Here is a 25,927-nt window from a genome sequence, read left to right as displayed (position 1 = left end):
GGCCTTTATACGGGTGAGTTCGCACCCCTCGCATCTCGAAGTCAACGGCCGATCACGGCGGGTGCGCCTCCCTCGTCGGTGCCCCAGACGTCGTCGTCCTCCGGCTCCCACACCTCGCGGTCACGGTCGCCGCTCTCGGTCTCGGTCCGCCCCGGCCCACCGGCGCCTCCCGTCGGCGACGGGAACGGGTGGGCGCCGCTGGTGGTGACGGGCTGCCGTTCCCCGTACGCTCCCCTGCCCTGCGGGGACGCCCCGGCGCGCCGGTTGCTCACCACATCGCCGTCGATGACGTTGCGGACCCGCTCGGACGGTCCGTCACCGCCCTGCCCGCCCATGCCACCCATGCCTCCCATGGGCATTCCGCCCATCGGCATCCCGCCCATGCCCGGGCTGCCGCCCATGCCCGGCATCGGGCCGCTGTTGAGCGGGGTTCCCCGGTTCCCGCCCGTCCCGCCTCCGGTTCCGTCGGAGGCGCCGGACAGGGACGGCTCCCGGTAGGGCGAGTCGTCGTACAGCTCCTCCTCGTAGCCGGAGCCGTAGTCGTAGGTGGGGATGTGCGAAGAGCCGCCGTTCACCTGCTGGTCGCCACCGGAGCGGTACTCCGCCGGGGTGGTGTCGGGGTCGTTGAGGTAGCCCGTGGTCGTGGTGCCGTCCGGGCTGCTGATCGACGTGGCGCCGGTGTCGGCGTCCACCCGTGCGGAACTGCCGTCGGGGTACTCGGTGACGACCTGGCCCTGTGCGTCCAGATGGGTCCTGCTGCCGTCCGGATTGGTCAGCGAGTCGCCCGCGTTGAGCGGACCGGAGTACGAGGTGCCGTCGGGCCTGACGACGGTGGACATCTGGGTGTGCGGGTCGACCACGGTCCTGCTGCCGTCCGGGAAGTCCGTCACCACCCGGCCCTGGGGGTCCAGATGGGACACGCTGCCGCCGGGGTTGGTCAGCGAGTCGTCGCCGTTGACCGGACCGGAGACACCGTCGTGGCGGGGCTGGTCCCCCGGACCGCCGATGTCGTGGGACGGGCGGTCCTGATCGCCGTTCAGGCCACGGCTGAGCTGCTCCTGCCGGTGCTGGTACTCCTCCTGCTTCCGCTCCTGCTCGGCGCGGATCCGGTCCTGCCGGTCCTGCGCGTCGTCCTGCCGCTTCTCCTGGTCGGCGCGGATCTGGTCCTGCCTGGTTTCCTGCTCCTTGCGGACCTGGTCCTGCCGGTCCTGCGCCTCGCCCTGCTTCTTCTCCTGCTCGGCACGGATCCGGTCCTGCTTGGCCTCCTGCTCCTTGCGGAGTTCCTCCTGCCTGGCCTCGGCCTTCTCCTGCTTCTCCTCCTGGCGCTGCTCCCGCTCCTCCTGTTTCCGTTCCTGTTCGGCGCGGACCTGTTCCTGCTTCTGCCGGGCCTCGTCCTGCTCGGCCTTCTGTTCCTTGCGGATCTGGTCCTGTTTCGCCTCCTGTTCCTTGCGGAGCTGTTCCTGCCGCTCCCGTGCCTCTTCCTCCTTGCGTTCCTGCTCGGCGCGGATCCGGTCCTGCTTCTCCTCCTGTTCCTCCCGGAGCCGGTCCTGCTTGGCCTCCTGTTCGGCCTGTTTCCGCTCCTGCTCCTTCTCCCGCCTCTGCTGTTCCTCCTTCTGCTGTTTGACCTGCTGGATCTGGATCGCCTGTGCCTCGGCCTGCTTCTCCTCGGCCCTGCGCTGGGCGTCCGCCTGCTTCCGTTCCTGCTCGGCGCGGATCTGGTCCTGCTTGGCCTCCTGTTCCTTGCGGATCTGGTCCTGTTTGGCTTCCTGTTCCTCCCGGAGCCGGTCCTGCTTGGCCTCGCGTTCGGCCTGCTTGCGCTCCTGCTCCTCTTCCTTGGCCTCCTGCTTCGCCTCCCGTTCCGCCTGCTTGGCCTCCTGTTCCCGCTCCTTCTCCTCCCGCTTCCTCTCCAGTTCGGCCTGCTTGGCCTCCTGCTCCTTGCGGATCCGGTCCTGCTTGGCCTCGGCCTCGGCCTGCTTCGCCTCCGCCTCGGCCTTCGCCCTGGCTTCCCGGTCGAGCGCTTCCTTCTTGTCCTTCTCGTACCGCGCGTCCGCGTCCGCCTTGTCCTTGGCGGCCTTGTCGTCGGCGTCCTTCTTCAGCTTCTCCAGCTTGGCGTCCGCGTCCGCCTTGTCCTTCGCGGCCTTGTCGTCGGCGTCCTTCTTCGCCTTGAAGGCCTTGTCCTCCTTGAAGGAGTCGCCGAGCCCCTTGTCCCCCTTGGTGTTGAGGGAGCCGAGGTTGAACTGCGACGAGCTCCACGCGAGGCTCAGATTGCGCAGGGCCTCCTCGGCCGGGTCCCAGAGCCCCGTCTTGACGCCCGTCTCCCAGCGGCGGATCGCCTCTTCGCCGACCTTCTTCCAGGTGTCGAGCTCCGACATGTCGCCGTAGGTCTTGCCGTTCTCGTCCGTGGCCTGCGAGGTGAACTCGCCCCTCGGCGTGTACTCCCAGGCTCCGGTGTCGCCGTAGATCTCGTACTCGGAGTCGACCTGCGTCAGGTTCCTGTCCCAGGACGCCTTGGCGATCTCGGTGAGGAGGTCGGAGAGGGACTTCAGCGGGTTGCCCTGGGTGTCCGCCCATCTCTCCCAGGCGTTGAACAGGTTCTGCGACTGGGTCCGGAGCGCTTCGCCCGCCTGCCGGACCATACGGCCCTGCTTGGACGTGCCGACCACGTACTCCATGTCCTCGGAGTAGTTGTCGTACCTCCGCCTCAGTTCGTGGACGAGGTCCCAGAAGACGCCGGCCGCCTGCCCCCGCCAGGCGTCGTTCGGGGAGGAGCTGACGCTGTCCTGCCACTGGTCCGTGAGGATCCGGCCCATCCAGAAGAATCCGGCGACCCGGTCGAAGGAGTCCGCCACCAGGTCGAAGGAGTCAAGCCGCACGCCCTTGTCGGCGGAGACCCCGACCTTCTCCCCGCCCCAGGTGAAGCCGATGGTGCCTTCCTTGTCGTGCAGCAGGGCGCCCAGCGCGCGGCCCGTGCCGAAGGAGTACTTGGTCACCTTGAAGGTGTTCCAGACCGTTCCGTTGCTGCTCGGCTTGAAATGGCCGTCGTCGAGTTCCTTGCCGTAGTTGCTCTTGCCCTCCGAGCCGACGACCTCGCCCTGCTTCGGCGCGCCGTCGGCGGTCCTGGAGCCGAGCAGCGTGAAGCGGGCCTTGTAGTACGTGACGCCCTCGGTGCCGCCCCTGACGTAGAAGGGGATGACGAAGTCCGTGCTCTCGATGTTCCACCCGGCGTTCTGGCCCATCCAGTCGAACTCGTTGCCCGTGATCGAGTCGACCTTCGTCTGCTCGGTGATCTCCACCTTCATCTGCTTGATGCCGTGGTTGCCGGTGATCTCGTCGAAGAGGGTGTGCCGGGGGTCCGCCGTGTACCCGGTGAAGAGCTTGACGGCCTTCAGCCAGTAGTCCTCGGGCCCGGTGTTCTTCTCGTCGGCCATGGTCGAGCTCCATCGGTTCTCTGCGGCGGGGTGCGGGGCGGACGGGGCGGCAGGGGAAAGACGTCGGGGCCGGAGGCCGGTGCGACGGGGCCGGTTCGGCGGGGTAGGCGCGGGACCGAGCCGCGGAGGGCCGCCGGTGAGACGGATGCGGGACGGGTCCGGGTGCGGGACGGGTCCGGGACGGGGTCAGGGCGCGCGGGCGGCTACTTCTTGTCCGTGCTGCCTGAGCCGCCGCCCTTGACGTCCGGCGGTGAGGTGAGGTCGGTCTCCACGTCCTCGTCGTCGAAGATGTCGTACAGCTTCTGTCCCTCGATGGTGGCCAGGGTCTTCCCCTGTGTCTCGAACAGGGACTTGATCGTCTCCTTGAGGGCCGAGTCGATGTCCTTGAACAGCTCCACGTGCTTGAGAAGGATCGCGTCGAGCGTCGCCACCATGGTCTTCACGGAGTCGTTCACGTGCTGCCCGTTGGTCACCGCGTCCGTGGCGAGCGCGCCGATCGCCAGCGGGAGCAGCTCTCCCACCCGGTGCCCTTCGAGGACGCCCTTCCCTCCGTTCAGGGTGCTCGTGGAGAGGACGACGGGGTCGGTGCTGTCCGTGGTGACCGCCGTGAGCAGCTTCCGGAAGGTCCCGATGTCGTCGTCCTTGAAACGCTGGATCCACGCCTTGTCGAGCTGGGTGGGGGGCTTGCCGTCAGTCATGTCCTCGTACCTCTCTCCGGCTCTCCTTCACGGGTGACGCATGACGGGCGGCCGTCCCACGCACCCGCTCCGTGGGACGGCCGCCGTACGGCATCGCGGGTCAGCGGCCGACCCTGAGGTCCTGCCAGCCCTGGGTCTGCTGGCGTTCGTTGCTCGTGTAGAGCGCGCGCACCTGGTCCAGGGTCGCCGCGTTCTCCTGGAGCCAGGAGGCCATCTTGGCGACCGCGTTGTTCCACGCCGCCTGCTTCTCGTCGTAGACCTCGCGATCTTCGCCCTCCCAGGAGTTCTTCAGCGCCTGGAGCTCGTCGTTCAGGCTGCTGATGATCTTCTGGATCTCGGTCGTCTGCAGACGCATGTCGTCGACAGCGTTGTCGACGTGGGCGTAACTGACGTAGATGCGCCCGTCGGTGAAGTTCTCCGACATCGGTGTCCTCTTCTCGCTGCGGGGAGCGGATCGTGGGGTGGCGTGTCCTGCCGTGGGCCGACGGGAGGGCGGCCCGGAGGGGTCACTTGTTCTCCGTGCTGCCCATCAGGTTGTCGAAGACGCTCTGCGACTGGGAGTACGCCTGGTTGATGGCCTCGTTCGAGGAGCCCTGGGCCATGCCCTGGGACCTGAGCGTCTCGTTGAGCTGGTCGATCATGTCCTTGAGGTTCTTCGAGATGACCTCGGCGTGCTCGTCCCAGCTGTCGAGCAGGCGCTGGAAGGAGAGACCGTCGCTGCCCTGGAGCGCGGCGGTCATGCCGTGCTTGGTGTTCTCGACGTCCTGTCTGCGGCTCTGGACGCCCGAGTAGGCCATCTCCAGGGCTTGGATGCCGTTCCGCGTCGCCTGTTCTTCTGCCCTCTGTACGCCCGCCATGGGCTTGCCCCTTTCGGTGGTTCCTCACCGCCAGGCCCGAGGCGCTGGCGCGGCCCGCGACCGGACGCCGAAGTGCCGTCATCCGACCGGCCGGTGCAGACGAAGATGCTAGAAGAGTCATGGCCGCGTGAGCAACGCTTACCAGGAAGAAAGGCCGTTATACAGACCCTCCGTCAATTCCTCTCATTCACAGGCCACTTGATCTGCGTGAACTCTTCCTCAGATGTTCCTCAAATGTCGATACGCCTATGGTGGGGACGAGTTGAGGCAGTCATCGGTTGCGTGTTTCTCCACCGAATGCGTCACACGGCGGAGCCGTCACCGTCGCACGGCCGGAAATCGCCGCCGAGGCGGTCAGGTCGGGGCCGGTGGGCAGCATCGACAGCAGTGACGAGGGAAGCCGTCGCGCCTGCCCGGTGGTGTATCCCAGTGCCTTCAGCGAGTCCGCCGACGGCACCCGGTACTTCACCCCGCTGTCCGTCACCAGGTAGAGGGTGCTGCCGAGGTCGGAGCCGTCCGCGCCGAGCGCGTGCACCAGCGCGCCGCCGCCGGGCGGCACCACGATCCGGTTGACGGTGACACAGGCCGGGGCCAGTCCCTCCGTGGGGGCCTGCGCGGGTCTGCCGAGGCCGTCGGCGTCCGTCAGGGACACACTCACCCGTGTCCCGTCCGTGTCGGCCCGGATCCCCACACAGGGCGCCTCGCCGACGCCGGGCTCGACCGCCGTCGGGGGGCTGTCGGGCAGGCCTCCGGGCGTGCCGCCCCCGGTGCCGGGCGCCAGGCGTCCGACCACCTCGGAGGCCGCGAGGGTGACGGCGCTCACCGCGCCGCCCGCGTACGCCTGCTTCCTGGTGGCCGGATCGCCGAGGAGCAGCGCGGCCAGGGTGGCGCTGACGGGGGCAAGGCCCTCCTGGCGCAGGACGTGGTAGCGGTGGGCTCCGCCGGGCGCGGACACCTGGAAGACCTGGCCGACGCGGGTGTCCCGGCCGCCCAGGGAGGGACCGGGGCGGCCCCGCCCGGGTACGGCCGGGGCCGTCAGGTCGGGGCCGGAGGGCAGTGCGTTGAGGAAGGCCGCGGAGACCGGCAGGGACGCGCGCGCGCCGTAGCCGAGGGCCTCGCGGGCGCCGCCCGCCGTGTCCAGGCGCAGCTTGCCGCCCTGCCACACGAGGTAGGGGGTCCGGTCGGGGGCGGTGACGAGCAGGCCCTGCGCGGTGGTGAGGCCCGCACCCCCCGGGTCCTTCCCCACGGCGAGGGCGGTGGCCGTCGTACCGGCGCCGTCCGTGGCCGAGCACACCTGCCAGGGTCCTTCGGTGAGGGAGCCGGGCAGTTCGTCCGGTGCGCCGGGGATGCCCACGGGCGCACCGTGGGCGGTGCCGCCGAGCGACCGGCTACCGACGGAGGCGGTCTTCATCCCGGGGCCGAGGAGCAGCCTGGCCGAGGTGTGGTTGCGCACCGGGCGGAGGCGTCCGTCGAGGTAGAGGTAGCGGCCGCCGGTGTCCTTGTTGACCACCAGCGTGCCGTCGGCCCGCCAGGAGTCCTTCGTACCGGGTCTGAGCAGCCCGAAGACGAAGGATCCCGCGCAGATCAGCAGGGCGATGATCACGCTGATGGCGATGCCCCGGTTGGTTCTTCCCTGGGGGCTCTCCGGGGCGTCGGGATCGGCTCTCAGCAGGCCCGAGGTCAGCCGTCCCATGACGAACATGTGTGCCTGGACCTGGTCGCGCTTGGACTGCACTGTGCGTTCCTCCGGTTCGGGCCGTCAGCCGTTCAGTCCGCGCAGGGCGCCGTACACGCCGAGCACCCAGAGGGCCAGCGGCAGGAGGGCGAGCGCGGCCGCGGTGTGCAGGATCTCCGCCGCCCGGCCCCAGTACGGGACGAGTCGTCGGCCGGGCACCGTCCAGGAGGCGATGGCGAGTCCGGCGGCGGCGGCCAGCAGGCCCGCGGCGAGCAGGAGCCGTCCGTCGGCCGTGCGGGACGGGGCGCCGAGGAGGACCAGCAGCAGGAGTCCCCCGGCCCCGGGGAGGATGAGGGACAGTCGCTGCCAGACGTTCCCCGGGCCCCGTCCGTGCAGCAACAGCAGCAGGGCGAGGACGACCGCCATGACGGCTTCGGCGAGGCCGCCGTCGTGGGCGAGGACGGCCAGGCACACCGCGCACACGACGCCGACGGCCCCGTACAGCGAGGTCATCCAGCCGTCGGCGATCACCGCGCGGGCGGCGACCACCGAGGTCCGGTGGGGTTCGATGCCCTCCTGGAGCTGTTCGGCGTTGGTCGGCAGCGGCGGCATCCGCAGTCCGGACATCCGGAAGGCGAGGGTGGGGACGAACGCCCCGAGGAGTACGGCCGCCAGGGCGGCGATCCCGGCGAACTCGGCGAGTCCGAGATCGGTGACGAGCATCAGGGCGCCGACGAGGGCGCCGAAGACCATGACGACGGCGAGGCCGAGGAAGAGGGCGGCGAAGGAGCCGACGGCGGCGAGGGCGACGACGGCGCCGCCCGCGCCCGCCGCGCAGGCGGCGAGGAGCCGGGCGCCCAGCACTTCGTGGCCGTGCGGTCCGCCCAGGTCGCCGCCGGGCAGGAGCCAGCCCGCGAGGGCGAGGTAGGGGCCGGTCATGAAGCCGATGGCCGCTCCCGCGGCGGCGTCGCCGACCGCGCGGCTCGCCGCTCCGGCACCGGCGATCAGCAGCAGTCCGGCCAGGGCCGCGCCGGTCGCGCGGGCCACCGGTGAGCCGTCGGGCAGGGCGAGGACGAGCGCCCCGGCGAGCAGGGCGGTGACGGCGAAGCCGCGGAGCAGCCGGGTGCCGGCCGCCGGGGTCCAGCCGTGCGGGCGGTCCCGCATGGTGGTGGAGATGCCGTCGACGAGGTCGTCGACGTGTACCTCGGGGAGGGCGTCGACGCGTGGTCTGAGGTAGAGGGTCTCGCCGTCGCGCAGGTCGTAGGAGTCGAGGGTGCGTTCCTCGTCCATCGGTTCGCCGCCGAGGCGTTGCAGCACCCAGCCGCCGTGGTCGAGGCCGGTCTCCGCGAGGTCGTCGCCGCCGTAGCCGAGGACGGCGGGCAGCAGGTCGGCCACGGGGACGTCGGAGGGGACCGCGAGGTCCATGGTCCTGTTCGGGGCGCGTACGGTCAGGCGGCACAGTCCTGCCGCCTGGTTGTCAGTCATCGGCCTTGCTCACGCTTCTTCCGGGGGTCTGCGAACGGGGTTCCCGGGTTGCCGTCGCACCCGGCGTGCGGCGAAGGACGGCTCGGTGGACACGTCATCGTATGCGCGTGATCGTATGCGGGTGTGGAATGCGCCGCCGGGCGGGTGCACATTACTGGTCGGGTCGATCAACTGATATACCGGGTGGGCGGAGTTCGCTGACCGGTCGCCGGTGCGGATGTGACGGAGTTCTCACCCGCCGGTTTTTTCACCGGTGTTGTCGCACCGTTGCGCCGACGTTGTCCCGCTACCGAGGAGATCTTTCGTTGAGTGTGGTCCTGTTCCGCCGTCCGGCGCGACGACGTGGCCCCGAAATGCCGGACGGCGAAATGAAGTTGCAGGAGCCGCCGACGCTGCCCGAAGTGGTGCCGGACAGCTCCGCGGTGTGGACTTATCTGCCGATGGCGCTGATGTCGGTCTCCATGATGCTCATGTTCATGAAACCGGGTATGAGCGGTGGGGGCGGCAGCCACTTCATGTATCTGGCCATGGGGCTGATGGTGCTGTCGTCGGCGGCCATGATGCTGGGCCAGATGGTCCGGAAGGCCAGTGAGCGCAAGCAGCGTCTGAAGGGGGAGCGCCGCGACTACCTGCGCTACCTGACACAGATCCGGCGGAAGGTCCGCGCGGCCGTGTCCGACCAGCAGAAGGCGCTGGCCTGGCGTCATCCTCCGCCCTCGGCGCTGTGGCAGCTGGCGGGAACGACCCGGCTGTGGGAACGCAGGCCGCAGGACGAGGATTTCGGCGAGATCCGGGTGGCCGTCGGGGAGCAGCGGCTGGGGCTGCGGCTGACGCCGACGTCGACCACTCCGGTCGAGGACCTGGAGCCGTTGTCGGCGCACGCGCTGCGCAGTTTCATCCGGGCGTACTCGACCGTTCCCGAGCAGCCGATCGCGATCTATCTGCGGGCCTGGGCGCGGGTGCTGTTCCGGGGCGACGAGGACCGGATACGGGCGGTGGCCCGCGCGATCGTCGCGCAGCTGGCCACGTTCCACGCCCCGGACGACGTGTGGGTGGCGCTGTGCGTGTCGGACGAGCGGCGGGCGGACTGGGAGTGGGTGAAGTGGCTTCCGCACCATCTGCATCCGCAGGAGACCGACGGCGCGGGCCCGGCCAGGATGTCCGTGTCCACCTTCAACGAGCTGGAGGACCTGCTCGGTGCCGAGTTCCTGGAGCGTCCGCCGTTCGACCCGGACGCACCGCCCAGCCGTGACGAACCGTTCACCGTCATCGTGGTGGACGGGGGTTCCGTGCCCGCCCAGCACCGGGCGGAGGGTTCGGGCTTCCGCAACGCCGTCGTCCTGGACCTCTCCGGTGCGCTGAGCTGGCGGCCGGGGCGGGTCACGCTGCGGTTCGACGTGAGCGGGGACTCCTTCGGGCTGGTCCGCACCGACCGGGAGCGCAAGGAGCAGACCACCCGGCTCGGGCGGCCGGACGGGCTGGGGACGGTCGGTGCGACGGCGCTGGCCAAGCGGCTGGCGCCGTACCGGATGGGGCTGGGCGGCGGCGACGCCACGGAGCCGCTCTCCTCGGACGTGGAGCTGACCAGGCTCCTCGGCATCACCGATCTGTACCAGCACGATCCCCGGTCCCTGTGGGAGCGGGGCACCGGCTCGCAGCGGCTCAAGGTGCCGATCGCGGTCGGCCCGGACGGTGCGCCGGTGGAGCTGGACATCAAGGAGTCGGCGCAGGGCGGCACCGGTCCGCACGGGATGCTCATCGGCGCGACCGGTTCCGGCAAGAGCGAACTGCTGCGCACCCTGGTCCTGGCGATGGCGCTGTCGAACTCCTCGGAGACGCTCAACTTCGTCCTGGTGGACTTCAAGGGCGGCGCCACGTTCCTGGGTCTGGACGAACTCCCGCACGTCTCGGCGGTGATCACCAACCTCGCCGGGGAGGCGGCTCTGGTCGGCCGGATGCAGGACGCTCTGCACGGCGAGCTGATCCGTCGCCAGGAGCTGCTGCGCTCGGCGGGCAACTACACCTCGGCGCTGGAGTACGAGAGGGCGCGGGCTGGCGGGACACCGCTGGATCCGCTGCCGAGCCTCTTCGTCATCGTCGACGAGTTCAGCGAACTCCTCTCCTCGCACCGCGAGTTCATGGAGCTTTTCGTCATGATCGGGCGTCTCGGGCGGAGTCTGGGGGTCCATCTGCTGCTGGCCTCGCAGCGGCTGGACGAGGGGCGGATGCACCAGCTGGAGAGCCATCTCTCGTACCGCATCGGGCTGCGCACCTTCTCCGCGATGGAGAGCCGTGGAGTCCTCGGGGTGCCGGACGCCTACCAGTTGCCGCCGCAGCCCGGCGGCGGTTTCCTGAAGTCCGGTGTGGAGGCGCTGACCCGGTTCCGTGCCGCGTACGTCTCCGGGCCGTACGAGCAGCGGCGCGGCCGGGCGAACCAGGCCAGGGTGGCGCACCAGACGATGCCGTGGACGGCGTCGTACGTGGTGCCCCGGCAGCCCGCCGACGTCCCGGAGCCGGAACCGGAGCCCGTGGAGGAGACCTCCGAGACCCTGCTGTCCGTCGCCGTGCGGCGGATGATCGGCGCGGGGCCGCCCGCCCATCAGGTGTGGCTGCCGCCGCTCGACCTGCCCGTCACCCTCGACCAGGTGCTGCCGCCGCTGACGCCCGATCCGGAGCTGGGCCTCACCGCGGTGGGCTGGCCGCTGCGCGGGGCGCTGACCGTCCCGGTCGGCATCGTGGACCGGCCCTTCGACCAGTCGCGGGACCTGCTGACCGTCGATCTGTCGGGTGTCGGCGGCCATGTGGCCGTCGCGGGTGGTCCGCAGAGCGGCAAGAGCACCATGGTGCGGACGATCCTGACCGCGCTGGCCCTCACCCACACCCCGCGCGAGGTGCAGTTCTACTGTCTGGACTTCGGCGGTGGCACCCTGGCGTCGCTGGCGGGGCTGCCGCACACGGCGGGGGTCGCCGCGCGCCTCGACACCGAGCGGGTGGGCCGGGTGATCTCCGAGGTCACCACGCTGCTCGCGGACCGTGAGCGGTTCTTCCTGGACCAGGGCATCGACTCGATGGCGACGTACCGCCGCCGCCGGGCGGCGGGCGAGTTCGCCGACCAGCCGCACGGGGACGTGTTCCTCGTCATCGACGGCTGGTCCACGGTCCGCCAGGACTTCGACCGCAACATCCAGACGTTCTCCGCCATCGCCGCCCGGGGCCTCAACTACGGCATCCACCTCATCGTGACCACCGCCCGCTGGGTGGAGCTCACCGCGGCCATCCGCGATCAGGCGGGCACGCATCTGGAGCTGCGGATGGGTGACGCGATGGACTCCGAGATCGACACCCGGCGGGCCGCCACCGTGCCCCGCGTCCCCGGCCGGGGCCTCACCCGCGAGGGCAAGCTGCACTACCTCACCGCTCTCCCCCGCATCGACGGCACGGAGTCCGTCGACGACCTCTCCGACGGGCTCGCGGGTCTGGTGGCCGCGGTGAAGGAGAGCTGGCACGGCCCTGCGGCCCCGAGGCTGCGGATGCTGCCGACGAAGCTCCCGGTACGCGAACTCCCGCCTGCCGGTGGCGATTTCCGGATGCCCGTCGGCCTGGAGCAGGAGCGTCTCTCGGTCGTCTGGCACGACTTCAGCGAGAGCCCGCACATGGTGGTCGTGGGGGACACCGAGAGCGGCAAGACCAATCTGCTGCGGCTCGTGGCGAAGGCCGTCATGGACCGGTACACACCGGCCGAGGCGCGCATCATGCTCGTGGACTACCGCCGCGACCTGGTGGAGGCGGTTCCGGAGGAGTACCGGCTCGGCCACGCCGTGTCGACGGACGCCCTCAGGGACCTCATCGACGGCGCGGCCCGCGCGGTGCGGACCCGTGTCCCCGGACCGGACATCGCCCCGGGGCGGATGAAGCGGGCCGACTGGTGGTCCGGGCCCCGGCTGTTCATCCTGGTCGACGACTACGACATGGTGGGCGCCGGGATCGGCAACGCGCCGTTCGAGCCGCTGCTGAACCAGCTGGCCCTGGGCTGGGAGGTCGGCCTGCACATCGTGGTGGCCCGGGGCGCCTCGGGCGCCGGGCGCGGGATCAACGAGATGCTGCTGCGACGGCTCCTGGAGGTCAACACCCCCGCCCTGCTGCTGTCCTGCCCGCCGTCGGAGGGCTATCTGCTGGGCAACATCAAGGGCAGGACCATGAATCCGGGCCGGGCCGTCCGGGTCGCCCGTCGCAAGACGACGACGATCCAGACGGCGCTGGTGGGCGAGCCGGAGAAGTGAGCGGGCCTCCGCCGGGCGAGCGCGGCGCCCTCCCGGGGGTCCCGTCCCCCACCGCCGGGCGGAGGTCGGTCACGTCGTGGCCCGGATTCCGCACCGGCGGGCGGCACCCGCTCCTGGTCGGGACGGAGGAGCGCCGCGCGAAGTGCCACGGCGCGGGGCGGGAGCCGGGCACGGCACGAGGTGCGTGGGGCGGGGCGCACGGCCCCTGCCACGGGCGTCCCGGCCGGTACGGGCCGCCACGCGCTCCCGTAGGCGCTCCGCGCGGGAGGCACGGGCGCCCGGCTCCCCCGGACGTGCCGGACACGTCCGTACGCGGCTCCCGCTCGCCTCGGCCGCGAGCCGCTGCCCGGCCGGGCCGCGTACACCGCCCAGCCCGTGGGTCACCCGGTGGTGCCGCGCTCCGGCTCGCGGCCCGCCGGGCGCCAGCCCCGGGCCCGGCCGCGCGGGATCACCACGGCGGCCGCGGCCACCAGCAGCGCCAGCCCTCCGCCCGCTCCCGCGATCCACAGGGCGCGGCGGCGCGGCTCGGGGGAGGACTCGGGGGCGATGGCCACGGGAGGCAGGGCGGGCGGGGCGGCCCGCTCGTCGGGGAGCACGGCGGTGAGTGCCGCGTACGGGTCGACGCGTGGCGGGACCGCGGGATAGGCAGCCGCGACGAGCTGACGCGCCACCTGGGCCGCCGTCATCCCCGGATGCCGTGAGCGGACGAGGGCCGCCGCCCCGGCCACGTTGGCCGCCGCGAACGAGGAGCCGGAGCCGATGAAGTGGCCGGCGCCCTCGGGCCCGGCGCTGACCACGGCGTCACCGGGCGCCGCCAGGTCGGCGCCCGCCGGCGGCGGGGCGTTCTTCGGGCGGGTGCCGTCGGGGCCGTGGTCCATGACCGTGAGGACGCCGGGCACGGCGGCGGGCCAGTACCAGGGTGCCGGGCGGACCGTGCGGCCGGTGGCGCGGTCCCGGGGCAGCGCGTCCGGCGCGTAGGGGGCGACGACCAGTGCGTCCTTCTGCCGCGCGTACTCCACCGCCGCCGTCAGGACCTCCTTGCCGTCGGGGACCACGCGCCCCACGTAGACGACCTTCGCCCCGCCGTCGACCGCGGCCCGGATGCCGTCGGCGAGCAGTCGCGCCGTCGGGGCGCCGCGCTCGTCGGTGCCGCGCACCGCGAGGACGCGGGCGGCGGGCGCGACCCCGGCCGGGCCGACGCCCTCGGCGGGCGCGGCGGCGATCAGACCCGCGGCGAAACTCCCGTGCCCCACACAGTCCTTGCCCGCCGCGCCGACCGCCGTGACCCGGCCGCCGAGGGCGGGGACGGTGGCCGCGACGCCGGTGTCCACCACGCCGACCGTCACACCGCTGCCGTCCGCGAGCGTCCATGCGCGCTTCAGACCCAGGGCCTGCCGGGTCCACGGTTCCTGACGGGCGATCACTTTCGATGCCGGTGTGCAGGGTTCACCGGGTGCGACGACCGAGGGGATGGAAGGCAGTTCGACGGAGTCCGCCACGGCGGGTGCCGCCCGGGTGGTGAGGGGCACCACGGCCACCAGGGTCACGGCCACCGCGTGACGTACCGGGCGGCGGGAGGAACGAGCACGTCGCATGGCCCGCACGATACGCTCGCAGCGTCACCGCGCGGCACGCCGCCCCGCTCGTACCAGCCCACGGGAGAACCTCGGCGGGTATCGTTCCCGAGGAACGAACCCCCTTGCCCTGTACGGGGTATGGCACCGTCCCACCTGCGCGAAGAGGCCGCCGTGCGGCGCCCGACGACCTGGCGACCGGCGCCACCGTTCCCGTAGCCTTCCTCGTGTGCCCGATCTCCCTCCGGCCGTCCGGCGGCACGGGTCCGGGGGCGCCGAGGGGACCGGCGGCGGCAGCAGCGTCACAACGAGGAGGCTCCAGCGTGTCACGGCAGTTGCTCACGGTCGGCCCGGACGAGCCGCAGGGCTTCCGGACGATCGGCGAGGCCCTGGAGAAGGCGCGCGCGGGAGCGGTGATACGCGTCCGGCCCGGCCGCTACCGCGAGAACCTGACCGTGCGCACCCGCATCACCATCGCCGGTGAGGGGGAACGCGGGGACGTCGAGATCTGCCCGCCGAGGGGCACCGCCGTGGTGCTCGTCGCGGACGCCGTGATGCTCACCGGTCTGACGCTGCGCGGCGGCAGCGAGGACCTGCCCGTCGTCGACGCGCCCCGGGGCCAGGTCGCCATGGACGGGTGCGCGGTGGTGGGTTCCGGCTGGACGGCGGTCCTCGCCCGTGAGCAGGGCTCGCTGGCCATCCGTAACTGCCGTGTCTCCAACCCCAACGGTGCCGGAGTGGTGGACACCGCGCCCACGGGGAGCGTCGTCGCCGACTCGGTCTTTGAGCATCTGGGCACCTCGGCGATCGTCCTCGGCGAGCAGGCCCGTACCACCGTGCGCGGCTGCCGGGTCCGGGACGCCGAGGGCAACGGCATCCTCGCCAACGGCGAGGCCCGGGGCCGGGTGGAGGACTGTGACATCAGCGCCACGGGCAAACCCGCCGTCGCGCTCGAAGGCACCTGCTCCACCCATGTGCTGCGCACCCGGGTCCACGACACCTCCGTCGGCGTGTACGTGACCAGCGGCGCGCGGCCCACCCTCGAAGAGGTCACCGTCACCGACACGACGGGGCCCGGCATCGTGCTGGCCTCCGGCGCCGACCCGGAGGTGCTGCGCTGTGTCACCTCCCGGACCAAGGGCAGCGGGCTCACCGTCACCGAGCGTTCCCGCGGCACCTTCCAGGACTGCGACTTCGACTCCGCGACCGCCCCCGCCGTCCGGGTGCTCGGCAACAGCGCGCCGCTGCTGACCGGCACCACCGTCCGCGACTGCGCCGACAGGACCGCCTCCGTGCTGCTGACGGAGAGCTCCTCGGCGGAGTTCGACCGGCTGGACGTCATCGACGCCGCCGGGGTCGGCGTCTCCGTCCGCTCCCACGCGAACCCGCTGCTGAGCCGGGTGCGGATCACCGGCGCGCGCGGCCACGGTCTGGAGGTGACCGAGGACGGCCGGGGCCGGATGGAGGCGTGCGCGGTGGAGGGTGCGGAGGGCTCCGGCATCCGGATCGCCGACGGCGGCGCGCCGGACGTCCGGGACACCACCGTACGGCGGACCGCGCTGGCCGGGGTGTCCGTGGGTGCCGGGGGCCGGGGCGCCCTCCGCGACTGCGAGATCCGGGCGAGCGCCACCGCCGGTCTGCAGGTGGAGAGCGGCGGGGAGGTCACCGGTCACCGGCTCCACGTCGCCGAGTCCGGCGCCCACGGTGTCCTGGTCGCCGAGGGGGGACGGGCCGCCCTGGAGGCGTGCCACGTCACGGGCAGCACCGGCGACGGCATCCGGGTCGACAGCACCGAGAAGGTCGCCCTCACCCGGTGCACCGTGCGCGACAACCGGGGCGCGGGCCTCCGGCAGTCCCGGGGCAGCGACCGCCTCACCGTGTCGGACCTCGACAGCAGCGGCAACGCCGTCCCCGACGCCTGGGGCGAGGACCTCGGTCCGGGCGGCACGACGGACGGCGCCCCGAGCGGCGCCGTCCGGACTCCCGAGGGACCGCTGGAGGAACTGGAAGCGCTGGTCGGCCTGGCCGACGTCAAGCACCAGGTCCACACCCTGGTCACCCTCAACCAGCTCGCGCAGCGGCGCGCGAGTCTCGGGATGCCCGCCCCGCCGATGAGCCGCCACCTGGTGTTCTCCGGCCCGCCCGGCACCGGCAAGACGACGGTCGCCCGGCTCTACGGCGGGATCCTCGCCGAGCTGGGAGTGCTGCGCTCCGGCCATCTGGTCGAGGTCTCCCGCGCCGATCTGGTCGCGCAGATCATCGGCGGCACGGCCATCAAGACCACCGAGGCGTTCAACGAGGCCCTCGGCGGTGTGCTGTTCGTCGACGAGGCGTACACCCTGCTGTCGGACGGCCGGGGGTCGGGGGCCGACTTCGGCAGGGAGGCCATCGACACCCTCCTGAAGCTGATGGAGGACCACCGCGACGACGTGGTGGTCATCGCCGCGGGCTACACCGGTCAGATGGACGACTTCCTCGGCTCCAACCCCGGTCTTGCCTCCCGGTTCACCCGGACCGTCGAGTTCGCCAACTACTCGGTGGAGGAGCTGGTCACCATCACCGAGTCCATGTGCGCCGCCCACCGCTACGATCTCGACCCGAGCACCCTGGACGCCCTCGCCCTGCACTACGAGCGGATGCCCCGCGACGCCACGTTCGGCAACGGCCGCGCGGCCCGCCGCGTCTTCGAGGAGATGGTGGACCGGCAGGCCTTCCGGCTCGGCTCGATGGCCGATCCCGCCGAGGCGGACCTGTCGTTGCTGCTGCCCGCCGACGTCGCCCCCGAGGCGGCGCCGGGCGGCGCGGACACGGCCCGCAGTTCCCAGGACCTGCTGGCCGAACTGGACGCCATGGTGGGCCTGTCCGCCGTCAAGCACGAGGTCACCGACCTCACCCACCTCCTGGAAGCCACCCGCCAGCGCCGGGCGGCGGGCCTGCCCACCCCGAAGATCAGCCACCACCTGGTCTTCTCCGGCCCGCCCGGCACCGGCAAGACCACCGTCGCCCGGCTCTACGCGGATCTGCTGCACTCCCTCGGCGTCCTGAGGACCGGACAGCTCGTGGAGGTGGCCCGCGCGGATCTGGTGGGCCGCTACGTGGGACACACCGCGCAGCTCACCAAGGAGGTCTTCGAACGGGCCTTCGGCGGCGTGCTGTTCATCGACGAGGCCTACACCCTCACCCCCGGCGGTTCGGGCTCCGACTTCGGGCAGGAGGCCGTGGACACCCTGCTGAAGCTGATGGAGGACCACCGCGACGAGGTCGTCGTCATCGCCGCGGGCTACACCGACGAGATGCGGCGCTTCCTGGCCTCCAACCCGGGGCTCGCGTCCCGGTTCAGCCGGACCGTGGAGTTCGAGCACTACTCCTCGGACGAACTGGTCACCATCATGGACACCTACGCCTCCCAGTCCGGCTACGACTGCGCCGAGGAGACCCTGGACGCGCTGCGCGCCCATGTCGCCCGCATCCCGAGGGACCGCTCCTTCGGCAACGCCCGTACCGCCCGCCAGATCCTGGAGTCGATGATGACGCGCCAGGCCCGGCGCATCGGCGCGCTGGCCGCGCCCGGTCTGGAGGACCTGCGGCTGCTGCTCCCGGCGGACGTCCCGACGCCCTCCCCCGGGCCCACGGGCTGACCGGACCGACCGGGCCACGTCTTGCCGTGTACGCCCCTGGTGCCGGGGCGCGCGCGTCAGGCGGAGGCCGCGCCCATGCTCCCGGCCGCGCCCTCGGCCGCGGACTCGGAAGTGACCTGGCTCCCCGCCGGAGCCGGAGCCTCGCCCGCGACGGCACCTGACGGGTCCGACGGGTCCGACGGGTCCGACGGGTCCGACGGGTCCGACGGGTCCGACGGGTCCGACGGGTCCGACGACAGGATGAACTCGTACAGGTCGTCGTGGGTGCGGGAGTGGTGGCTCGCCTCGACCAGGGCGTTCCAGCGGTCCGCCGTCCGCAGGTGCTCGGACCAGGCAGCTCGGTTGCGCAGGATGTCGGACCGCAGCCCGGGGAGGTCCATGACGGTGAGGTTCCAGGCGTTCGCGTCGCCGCACAGCGTGTTGTCGCGTATCGACACCGTGTTGCGCATCAGGGCGGCGGGGAAGGTGGCGCACACCATCGGCCGGTGGACGTAGGCGCCGCAGCGCGCGTGACCCGGGGCGATCTCCATCAGGAACACGCACCCCTCGGTGTCCGGCCGGTGGCGCAGCCTGAGGTCGTACATCGGGCCCTCGCGCCGGAACCGGAAGTCGCCGTCGTCCTTCTCCCTGAGCGTCACGAACTCCCGTGGGTGGAGGGCCATTCCGGCGGCGAGCCTGCGCACGTCCGCCATGGTCACGTTGACGGTGTACTCCCGGCAACAGCGGCCTGCGCACGACGCGCAGCCCCCGAGGCTGCGTCCCGAGGCGCTCACGCGACCACGTCCTCGGGCCAGGGCGCGCCCGTCTCCCGGGCCGCGTGCGCCTCCAGGAGGTAGTGCTGGAAGTCCTCGATCCCGGGCGGGTCGTCGATGTCCTTGGGCAGGGCGTTCCAGCGGGCGACGGTCTCGAACCAGTGGTCGCGGTCGGCGGCCCACCGCCGTTCCGCCCGCGCCAGGCCCGCCGCGTCGAGCGGCCGTCCCGGCCTCCCGGGACCGTCCCGCTCCGCGCCCCCGACCGGGGTCCCTCCGGCGTCCGGCGGGCTCGCCCTCTGTCCGGGACCGGGGCCGGGTCCAGGTCCAGGGAAGACGGGATACATCCGGCAGACGACGGGGGCGAGTTCGCCGAGTCCGCACCGTCCGGTTCCCTCCAGGGTGCGGACGTGGAAGACGCAGCCGTGCGCCGCGTTGGCGATCCTGAGGTTGACCCGGCGGCGGGCGTTGTCCAGGACCACGCCGGTCGGGTCGTCGGCCGCCGCCGGGGCGGTCTGGGTGAAGTGCCTCGGCTCCAGGGCGAGCGTCCGTGCGATGCGGACGATGTCCGCGCCGGTGACCATGCGCGGCCCCCGGTAGCAGAGGCCCTTCGCGCGGGCGGACTGCCAGGCGCCGTCGGCACCGGATGCGGTGTCCACTGTCAAACCGTGTTCCCCCTGTGGTCTGTCGGCAGCCGCGCTCCGGGACCGGACGGTCAGGCACGGCCTCACCCGCCCGGCTGTCCGCCCGACGCGACCGGCTCGGCGAGCTTCCCCGGTTCTCCCGGCCCTCGCGGCCCTTCCGTCGGGTAGCCGGTGTCGCGACACCGCCGGTCCGGGTGGCTTCGGGTGATCCGGTCGCGAGCGAGCGTAGTCGATCGGCTGTCCGAGCCGTGGCGCGGACAGAGACGTACACAGGAGTCATACGGGGACGTGCACGTGGGCGGACAGCGAGGTGCGCAGCAGCCAAACGGGGCCGTACGTCCCTGGCGCCCAGGCCGTACGTCCTCTCCCTCCCGGGCCGTACGTCCCGGCGCTCATGGCCTGTTTCACCGCTGTGGGGACCCGTGGCACGGCGTAGCCTTCGATCAGTTGTCCGGAAATGCTCTCGAATATGTCCGCGATCCGTAACGGAGGCATCCGATCGTTCCGGTGTCTCGTCCTGCCGAGTGGTCGCAGGTGACCGGGGGACGACGTGGAACAGGGCGAGAGGGACGGACATGACGCGGCACGGCAACGGGCGTGGTTGGTACGGCAAGGTGCTCGGGGCGGCAGTCGGAGTGGTGGTGCTCGCCACCGGCGCCTCTCTGTGGACCGCGCAGGCAGATCCGGCGGAAGCCCCCGCGCCGAAGACCTCCACCCCTGCCGCACCAGCCGCACCGACCACGTCGGACAAGGCCGCGAAGCCGGTCTCGGTGACCATCGCGCACGCCTCGGAGGCGGGGCCGCGCGGAGTCAACATCACCATCGACGACGGCCCCGACCCCGTGTGGACCCCGCGCGTGCTCGACCTGCTGCGCACGTACCGGGTGAAGGCCACCTTCTGCATGGTCGGGACCCAGGCGAAGGCCCACCCGGACCTCGTGAAGAAGGTGGTCGCGGAAGGGCACCGGCTCTGCGACCACACGGTGTCGCACAACACCGCGATGGACAAGGACTCCCAGGCGTACCAGAAGCAGCAGATACTCGACGCCGAGCGCATGATCACCGAAGCGTCCGGGGGCGTGCGCCCGATGTACTACCGGGCTCCCGGCGGGGCCTTCACCCCGTACAGCCGCGAGGTCGCCGCTTCCCGGGGGATGCGCCCGCTGGGCTGGAACGTGGACACCAAGGACTTCGAGCGTCCCGGTGCGGACGCCATCGTCGCCACCGTGAAGAAGCAGTTGCGGAACGGGCCGACGATCCTGTTCCACGACGCCGGCGGCGACCGCACCCAGACCGTCGAGGCCCTGCGCCGTCTCCTCCCCTGGCTCAGGGAGCAGGGCTACTCGTTCGGCTTCCCGGTGCGCTGAGGCCGTCCGCCGTGGCGCTCCCCCGCCCTCAGGCCAGACGGGCCAGGAGGCCGATCTCCGGGTCGAGGACACCGGGCTGGCCGAGCGCGCGGAAATCCGCCTCGACCGCGCTCAGGCCGAGGGCTCCCGCCCGGACCGCATGGTAGCGGACCATCGTCCACACGAACACGTCGACGCTGTCGAACTGCGTTCCCTCCTCGATGACTTCCTCCTCGTGGAACCAGACCGCGACCCTGCCGTTCGTGAGCACGACGAAGTAGTTGCCGCCGCCGTCGGCACCGACGGACCACACGTCGTCGTCGGAGAGTTCCGTGTCGTAGTCGGAGTCGAGGATGCGGCAGTCGTTGGCCTTGAAGTCGAAGGCGTACGACCAGTCCGCGATGTCGAGGACGTCGGGCAGGGTCCCCTCGCGGACCCGGCGGTCGAACCCGGCCAGCGCGACGGCGGCATCGTGCGGGAGCCTGGCCAGGAAGGGTGCGACCGGACGGGTCCCGGTGGGCACGACGGCCCGTGGGGCCTCGGCGAACCAGCGCGCCACGTCGGCGTCCAGGTCCCGTTCCACGTACCCGGTCAGCTGATCAACGGTGAGTGACATGCGCTGAGGCTAGCGGAGCGCACTGACAACGAGCCGTTGCCGGTGTGCGACGACCAGGCAGCCACGGGCCACACCCTCCACGAGATCCGGAAAACCGTTCGACCGGCCGCCGTTGGTGGTTCTGGGGTCGGTGACGTGGCAACGAAACTCAAGCGCAACGTTCGAGCATCGCGTGATCGGAGCCAACAAGGAGGGCTGGCTTGATCGCCCCCTCGATCTCCAGGAGCGGCACCTGTGAAGGCTCCGCGTGTACGGCGTCCCCCTCGGCAGAGAGGACCGCCATGACGGCCTCCCAGCGGCCGTTCGTCCGCCAGCGGTCCCCGTAGGTCTTCACCGACCGGGACTCGAACCGAGCGAAGATCTCGGGCCAGCTGGAACCGGAGCGCGCCTTATGGAGGATGCCATCAAGCATCCGCCTCGGATCCACGCCCCAGTGGCCCGTCATCAGCGGGGCCACCCGCTCCCATGCCTCGTCGGTCAGTTCGGGAACGAGTCTGTTGCGGTCGGCGAACCACTGGCCGACCGAGCACTTGCGCCCGGCCTTCCGCGTGATCGGCTGGCCGACGACCTTCGCCCTGATGTCCAGCATCTCGATATATCCGGCCTGACCCTCGACGTCGGCCTGAGTCATGTGGATATGTGGATATGTGCCAATTCGGCCAGGGCCTCGATGTCATTGGCCCGACCTTCCGTTGCCGCGGCCTCCGCCTGCCACTGCCGGGTCTCGGCGAGCAGCTTCTCCGTCTCGGCAAGCTCCGCTTCAAGCCGCCGTACGGCGCGCTCCACATGCGCCTCGGCCTCGGCTCTGCCGAGACCCTTGCGGGCCGCCTGGCGGGCGGCCACGGTCATGGCCAGATCCATCGACTCCTGCTGCTCCTCGATCTGCCGCTCGAAGTCAGCGATCCGCTTCTCGTAGTCCACCTTGCTTCCGGCGTGCCTCGTCGCCTGGAGGGAGGCGAGGTGGCGCAGGCGCTTGGTGTCGCCCAGCATGGCGCGGATCTGGTCCCAGACGTACGCCTCAACCGCCTCGGCATCCATGCTGGGGCAGGAGCAGCGCGGAGCGCCTGCGTACTCCGGCTTCTTGCCGGAGCAGCGGTATTCCCGCTCGGCTCCGCCTCCGCCGGTGTAGTGCTTCCCGCAGGGGCTCTCAGGGCGCCGGGACAGCGTGTACGTGCGCCCCCTGGTCACCGGAGGGCGGGTGACCGTGACCCACTTCAGCTCCATGACCTCCTCGAAGGAGAAGATCGCCGGCAGGGGGATCTCGATGGTCTCGCCGAAGGCGGAGTTCCCATCGACGCCCAGCGTCACGCCGCGATGCCTGCTGCGCTTGGCGTTGGCGGGGTTGGGCCAGATCACCTTGGGCTCCAGGAGTTCCTGCCATCTCAGCTTGGCCCGGAGGTTGTCGCCGGACCACGGCTTGCCCGAGCGGGTCATCAGGCCTTCGGCGTTGAGCGTGAGCGCCGCCCTGTCCCAGCTGCCCACGTGATAGACGACGAGCCGCCGTGCCCCTGACGCAACACCTCGGCCTCATGGAGGGTTGCACAGCTGCCAGAGCAGGTGCACTCGTCCACGGCCTGAGCGGTTCGCCCTTGCCCCCACCCAGTGCGCGAGATGGGTCGTGGACACCGGACAGGTGCGCCGCCGGACTCGAGCCCGAGTTGGGCCCCGCCCCCGCATGGGGGTGCTGGTGGAGCAGTTGGGCGCGGGAGTGAACCGGGCCGGTCCGGTCCGGTAGGCGGGCGGCAGCCGGTCGTAGACGGCGGCCGCCATCGCGGCGGCCGCGCCGGGGGTTCCCGTCGGCTCGCGGGCACGCCGCGGTGTCCATGGCGATCAGAGCGCGGGGCATCACCGACGGCGAGGTCGTCAGGGCCAGGGCGCCGTCCTGCGCCCGGTGGGCGGCGGGGGTGTCGCCGAGCAGCGTGTACACCGGGGAAGGGTGCACCGCGTGCTTCTGTGCCGGGTACCCAAGCCGCCTGTCCGTCGACTCGGCGCAGTCGGCGCAGTCCAGTTGCTCGGCCAGGGTGCGGACGTCGTCCACCGCCCGGCGGGCGCCAGCCTCCCGGCGGGCCTGCGCGGTGATGCGGGCGGCCTCCTCGTCATCGTGTTTCGGGGGCGCGGCCGGGGGATCAGATGATGCGGTCGGTCGTGGCGATGGCCGCCGTGCTGCCCGCAACCGCGTGCGACTTCGTGGTACACCTGCGGCCCGGTACGGCGGCAGCGCTCCCCGGCGTCGGACCCACGGCCTCGCGGACGCTCACCCGATACGACATCACGACCGTCGGTGACCTCGCCGCTCAGCCTGACGGCGAGTGGGGGAAGCGGTCACCGAGGACGAACGCGGTGGGCCAGTCCTCGCTCAGTACCTTGCTGAGCAGGGGGTCGCTGGATTCCAGAACCTCGCTGCGGCGGACCGAGCCGTCCTCGTTGATCCGTTGGCCGCCGAGGACGACGGGGGCGCGCAGGACGTCTTCGCCCCAGGGGCCGATGGCATTGCACAGCAGGCCCTCGAAGCGGTGGTCGGCCAGGTTGCCGTTGTGGATCCGCTGCACGAAGTCGGCGATCACGGCTGCCTGGAGGTAGACCCAGGCGAGGTAGACCACGGTGCGTCCGTCCTCCAGACGGACCGGGAGGCGGACCTTCAGGAAGTTACCGATGCCCTTCGCGGTGATGATCGCCTCGTTGGCCGACGTCACGCGGCGCTTGCGCTCCTCCTCCGAGAGCTCGGCGATCAGGTGCGGCAGGGCCAGGTCGAAACCGGGATGCTCCGGGTCGAGGTGGCCGTCGCAGGCGCAGGCGCAGGCGGTTCCGTTGTTGTGGGTGTTGGTCTGGACGGAGGCGGGAGCGAGATCGAGTCGGGCTGTCGGGTAGCTCGGTTCGCCGCTGCTCGACGGTACCGGAAGCAGCAGCGCATAGAGCCGAACCGCCGTGAACGTCGTTGGCTCGGGCATCGCGAGTGCCGCCATCGCTGACGATGCGGCCTCGTGGCGCTCGCCGTTGACGCGGACCTCAGCCTGCATGGCGCCAGGGCTGCCGCCGTAGAAGACCTTGACGCCGTTGAAGAACGGCGATTCCAGGTCAGCGGTGAACGAGTCCGCGATCCGGTGCAGAACATTCGCTTCCATCAGCGCGTCCTGCAGCCGCCGGTTCTCGTCGACGTCGTGTCCGAGACCGACCGCTCCCGACGTGATCACGTGCCAGCCGGGCACTCCGCGCTCGTCGTCGGGGCCCGCGTGGTCCGCGAAGTGCTCGCGCCGGTCGAGGAGTTCCAGGAGGCATGCGCCTGCCGTCCGCACCCACGTGTTCGCTGCGTCCTGTGGATCGGTGGACACCGGCACAACGCAGTCCATGAAGAGCGGCACATCAGGCTGAAGACCGACGTCCGGTAGCGCGGCAAGGTCGTAGTGGGCCCCGCCCCCATGGTGCGGCGGGGCTACGGCCACGGCCCAGCCGTTCGGGCTGATCAACGAGTTCCCCTTGAGCTGGGCGCCCTGCGTCACGCCGGGCGCGAACTCTTCGAGTCCGGACCTCACCAGTGCGAGGAACTCCAGGTCGGGCAGCCGGTTCGCCGGCGGCTCCTCTTTGCGCGTACGACGTCGTATCCAGAACACCCGTGAAATGGTACTGAGCCCAGCCGGACGGGCAGCCCTCGGGCTTGGGCCTCCGGATGTGCCGGGCGCCTGGACAGGGTGGACGGTCTCCAGGACGAAGTCCTCGCGCCAGGGCGCGGCCGGTCATGAAGCTCTTCGTGCAGCATTCGCCGTCCGGCCGCCGACGCCCAGGTCTGTGAGGTGGCGCCTTGTGTTCCGTGGCTGGTTGCGGGCTGTTCCTTCCGTGTGCGGGGGCCTGAGGATGTGATGTGTCTCCGGCCCCGGGCAGCGTGGCCGGAGCCTCACCGAGGGAGTTGTCCGTATGGCGCAGCCCGTTCCCCAGGTCCGCAAGGACGAACTGCAGAAGATCCTCGACAGCGGCTGCTCCGCCCGGCTCTCTGTGTCCGCGGGGGAGGGCAGCGGCTGCGATCAGCTCCAGGCAGAGATGGACGCGTTCTACGCCCAGTCGTTCTCCGACCCGGCGGCGGGGGCGATGTACATGTCGCTGTTCTTCCAGGCGCTCATCCAGGGCTGCGGCTTCCTGTGGTCGAACGACTATCACGTCGACCCGAACGACGGCGCCACCTTCCAGCTCCAGAACCTTGCGGGGAAGAACCAGGCGCAGGGCCTGAAGGCGATCCTCAAGGAGGTCAACGGCGCACCCTGGCTCTACACGAACTCCGAGGACCGCTACGAGACCGGCTCGCCCGTGGAGGGCGCCGACGTCTTCAACCTGTTCCACCTCGCCCCCGCCGGGTTCACCGCCGCGGACGGCCGCCCGGCCTCCTATCTGATGGTCGACGACGGCCGCTGGGCCGGTATGGCGATCACCCATGTCGAGCACACCGCCGCGGACGGCACCCCCTGGGGACTCGTCGCCCGGGAGGTCGACCCCGCCACCACCGGGACCTTCACCATCGACGAGGGCGGGCACACCGCCGCTGACGGCGGTCCCGGCTCCAACCAGGCCAAGGGCTCCTTCGTCCGCTACTTCCCCGCCAGGGGCACGGACAAGCTCGGCATCCTCAACAACCCCGGCAACAACCACGACACGCCCATGGGCCTCCAGGACATCGAGTACTGGGCCACCGAGATCTGGCACTTCCGCCCCGCCGACTACGACCGGTAGACAGCACACCGCCCCCCAGGTCCGTCAGGTCATCGGACACCTCCAGCTCCTGGAGCAGCGCGACCGGGCACGACCGGTCGGCTTTGCCGCATGCCTCGACGGCCGCCTGCCCGCCCCGGTGATCCCGGCGGGGCTGCGACCGCCTGGGGCCATGGGGCCGTCACCCCGCTGCTGGGCCTGCTTCCCCTGGTCGCGGACCTCCTCGAGGACCCGGCGGCAGG

General features: G+C 71.5%; 17 protein-coding genes. 4 read left to right on the top strand and 13 right to left on the bottom strand.

From position 1 onward, the window contains the following. Nucleotides 1-41: 41 nt before the first annotated feature. From ACIRQY_RS02105 to eccD, 6 genes are all read right to left on the bottom strand, one after another. Nucleotides 42-3,428 carry an AAWKG family protein gene (locus tag ACIRQY_RS02105; protein WP_403921725.1) on the bottom strand — a complete coding sequence of 1,129 codons (3,387 nt, stop codon included), beginning with the start codon at nt 3,426-3,428 and terminating at the stop codon, nt 42-44. 203 nt (nt 3,429-3,631) lie between these two features. Continuing rightward, entirely contained in the window at nt 3,632-4,126 is a 495-nt protein-coding gene (locus ACIRQY_RS02100; protein WP_351792368.1) for a type VII secretion system-associated protein, read from the bottom strand. Nucleotides 4,127-4,226: 100 nt separating this feature from the next. Further along, nucleotides 4,227-4,550: a WXG100 family type VII secretion target gene (locus tag ACIRQY_RS02095; RefSeq protein WP_366440704.1), complete on the bottom strand. Its 324-nt coding sequence runs from the start codon at nt 4,548-4,550 to the stop codon at nt 4,227-4,229. A gap of 82 nt (nt 4,551-4,632) precedes the next feature. Continuing rightward, a complete protein-coding gene (locus tag ACIRQY_RS02090) occupies nt 4,633-4,983 on the bottom strand; it encodes a hypothetical protein (protein WP_351792374.1) in 351 nt (116 codons plus the stop codon). A 271-nt stretch (nt 4,984-5,254) separates the two neighbouring features. Continuing rightward, on the bottom strand, nt 5,255-6,718 hold the full coding sequence (gene eccB, locus ACIRQY_RS02085; protein ID WP_403921722.1) for a type VII secretion protein EccB: 1,464 nt from the start codon (nt 6,716-6,718) through the stop codon (nt 5,255-5,257). A 24-nt stretch (nt 6,719-6,742) separates the two neighbouring features. Next, the gene (gene eccD / locus ACIRQY_RS02080; protein WP_403921720.1) at nt 6,743-8,143 is read right to left on the bottom strand and encodes a type VII secretion integral membrane protein EccD; all 1,401 of its coding nucleotides are present in this window, start codon (nt 8,141-8,143) and stop codon (nt 6,743-6,745) included. A gap of 311 nt (nt 8,144-8,454) precedes the next feature. Between eccD and eccCa the strand changes: the two genes are divergently transcribed. Beyond that, the gene (gene eccCa / locus ACIRQY_RS02075; protein WP_403922276.1) at nt 8,455-12,423 is read left to right on the top strand and encodes a type VII secretion protein EccCa; all 3,969 of its coding nucleotides are present in this window, start codon (nt 8,455-8,457) and stop codon (nt 12,421-12,423) included. 380 nt (nt 12,424-12,803) lie between these two features. Here the strand turns inward: eccCa and ACIRQY_RS02070 are convergent, their stop codons facing one another. Further along, the gene (locus ACIRQY_RS02070; protein WP_403921718.1) at nt 12,804-14,018 is read right to left on the bottom strand and encodes a S8 family serine peptidase; all 1,215 of its coding nucleotides are present in this window, start codon (nt 14,016-14,018) and stop codon (nt 12,804-12,806) included. 302 nt (nt 14,019-14,320) lie between these two features. On the opposite strand from ACIRQY_RS02070, the gene ACIRQY_RS02065 reads away from it, so the two are divergent. Then, nucleotides 14,321-17,635, top strand: a complete 3,315-nt coding sequence (locus ACIRQY_RS02065) for a right-handed parallel beta-helix repeat-containing protein (RefSeq protein ID WP_403921716.1) — start codon at nt 14,321-14,323, stop codon at nt 17,633-17,635. Between the two features lie 56 nt (nt 17,636-17,691). Here the strand turns inward: ACIRQY_RS02065 and ACIRQY_RS02060 are convergent, their stop codons facing one another. Both ACIRQY_RS02060 and ACIRQY_RS02055 read right to left on the bottom strand, forming a co-directional pair. Then, nucleotides 17,692-18,408: a YkgJ family cysteine cluster protein gene (locus ACIRQY_RS02060; protein ID WP_403921714.1), complete on the bottom strand. Its 717-nt coding sequence runs from the start codon at nt 18,406-18,408 to the stop codon at nt 17,692-17,694. Then, entirely contained in the window at nt 18,405-19,043 is a 639-nt protein-coding gene (locus ACIRQY_RS02055) for a hypothetical protein (RefSeq protein WP_403921712.1), read from the bottom strand. Before ACIRQY_RS02055 ends, ACIRQY_RS02060 begins: the two co-directional genes overlap by 4 nt. 560 nt (nt 19,044-19,603) lie before the next feature. Between ACIRQY_RS02055 and ACIRQY_RS02050 the strand changes: the two genes are divergently transcribed. Further along, nucleotides 19,604-20,395 carry a polysaccharide deacetylase family protein gene (locus ACIRQY_RS02050; RefSeq protein WP_403921710.1) on the top strand — a complete coding sequence of 264 codons (792 nt, stop codon included), beginning with the start codon at nt 19,604-19,606 and terminating at the stop codon, nt 20,393-20,395. A 28-nt stretch (nt 20,396-20,423) separates the two neighbouring features. Here the strand turns inward: ACIRQY_RS02050 and ACIRQY_RS02045 are convergent, their stop codons facing one another. The 4 genes from ACIRQY_RS02045 to ACIRQY_RS02030 form a co-directional block, all read right to left on the bottom strand. After that, on the bottom strand, nt 20,424-20,990 hold the full coding sequence (locus ACIRQY_RS02045; RefSeq protein ID WP_403921708.1) for a hypothetical protein: 567 nt from the start codon (nt 20,988-20,990) through the stop codon (nt 20,424-20,426). 148 nt (nt 20,991-21,138) lie between these two features. Next, nucleotides 21,139-21,621: a transposase gene (locus tag ACIRQY_RS02040; RefSeq protein WP_403921706.1), complete on the bottom strand. Its 483-nt coding sequence runs from the start codon at nt 21,619-21,621 to the stop codon at nt 21,139-21,141. Next, nucleotides 21,618-22,472 (bottom strand): recombinase zinc beta ribbon domain-containing protein, encoded by an 855-nt coding sequence (locus ACIRQY_RS02035; RefSeq protein WP_403921704.1) that lies wholly within the window; start codon nt 22,470-22,472, stop codon nt 21,618-21,620. The genes ACIRQY_RS02040 and ACIRQY_RS02035 overlap by 4 nt, the downstream gene beginning before the upstream one ends. A gap of 812 nt (nt 22,473-23,284) precedes the next feature. After that, nucleotides 23,285-24,598, bottom strand: coding sequence for a DUF6348 family protein (locus ACIRQY_RS02030; protein ID WP_403921703.1), 1,314 nt, complete (start codon nt 24,596-24,598; stop codon nt 23,285-23,287). A 301-nt stretch (nt 24,599-24,899) separates the two neighbouring features. Between ACIRQY_RS02030 and ACIRQY_RS02025 the strand changes: the two genes are divergently transcribed. Continuing rightward, on the top strand, nt 24,900-25,706 hold the full coding sequence (locus ACIRQY_RS02025) for a hypothetical protein (protein ID WP_403921701.1): 807 nt from the start codon (nt 24,900-24,902) through the stop codon (nt 25,704-25,706). The last annotated feature ends 221 nt before the right edge of the window (nt 25,707-25,927 follow it).

The organism is Streptomyces sp. NPDC101490 (assembly GCF_044767145.1).
In the GTDB taxonomy this organism is placed as follows: domain Bacteria; phylum Actinomycetota; class Actinomycetes; order Streptomycetales; family Streptomycetaceae; genus Streptomyces.
This window is presented reverse-complemented; position numbering and strand designations above follow the sequence as displayed.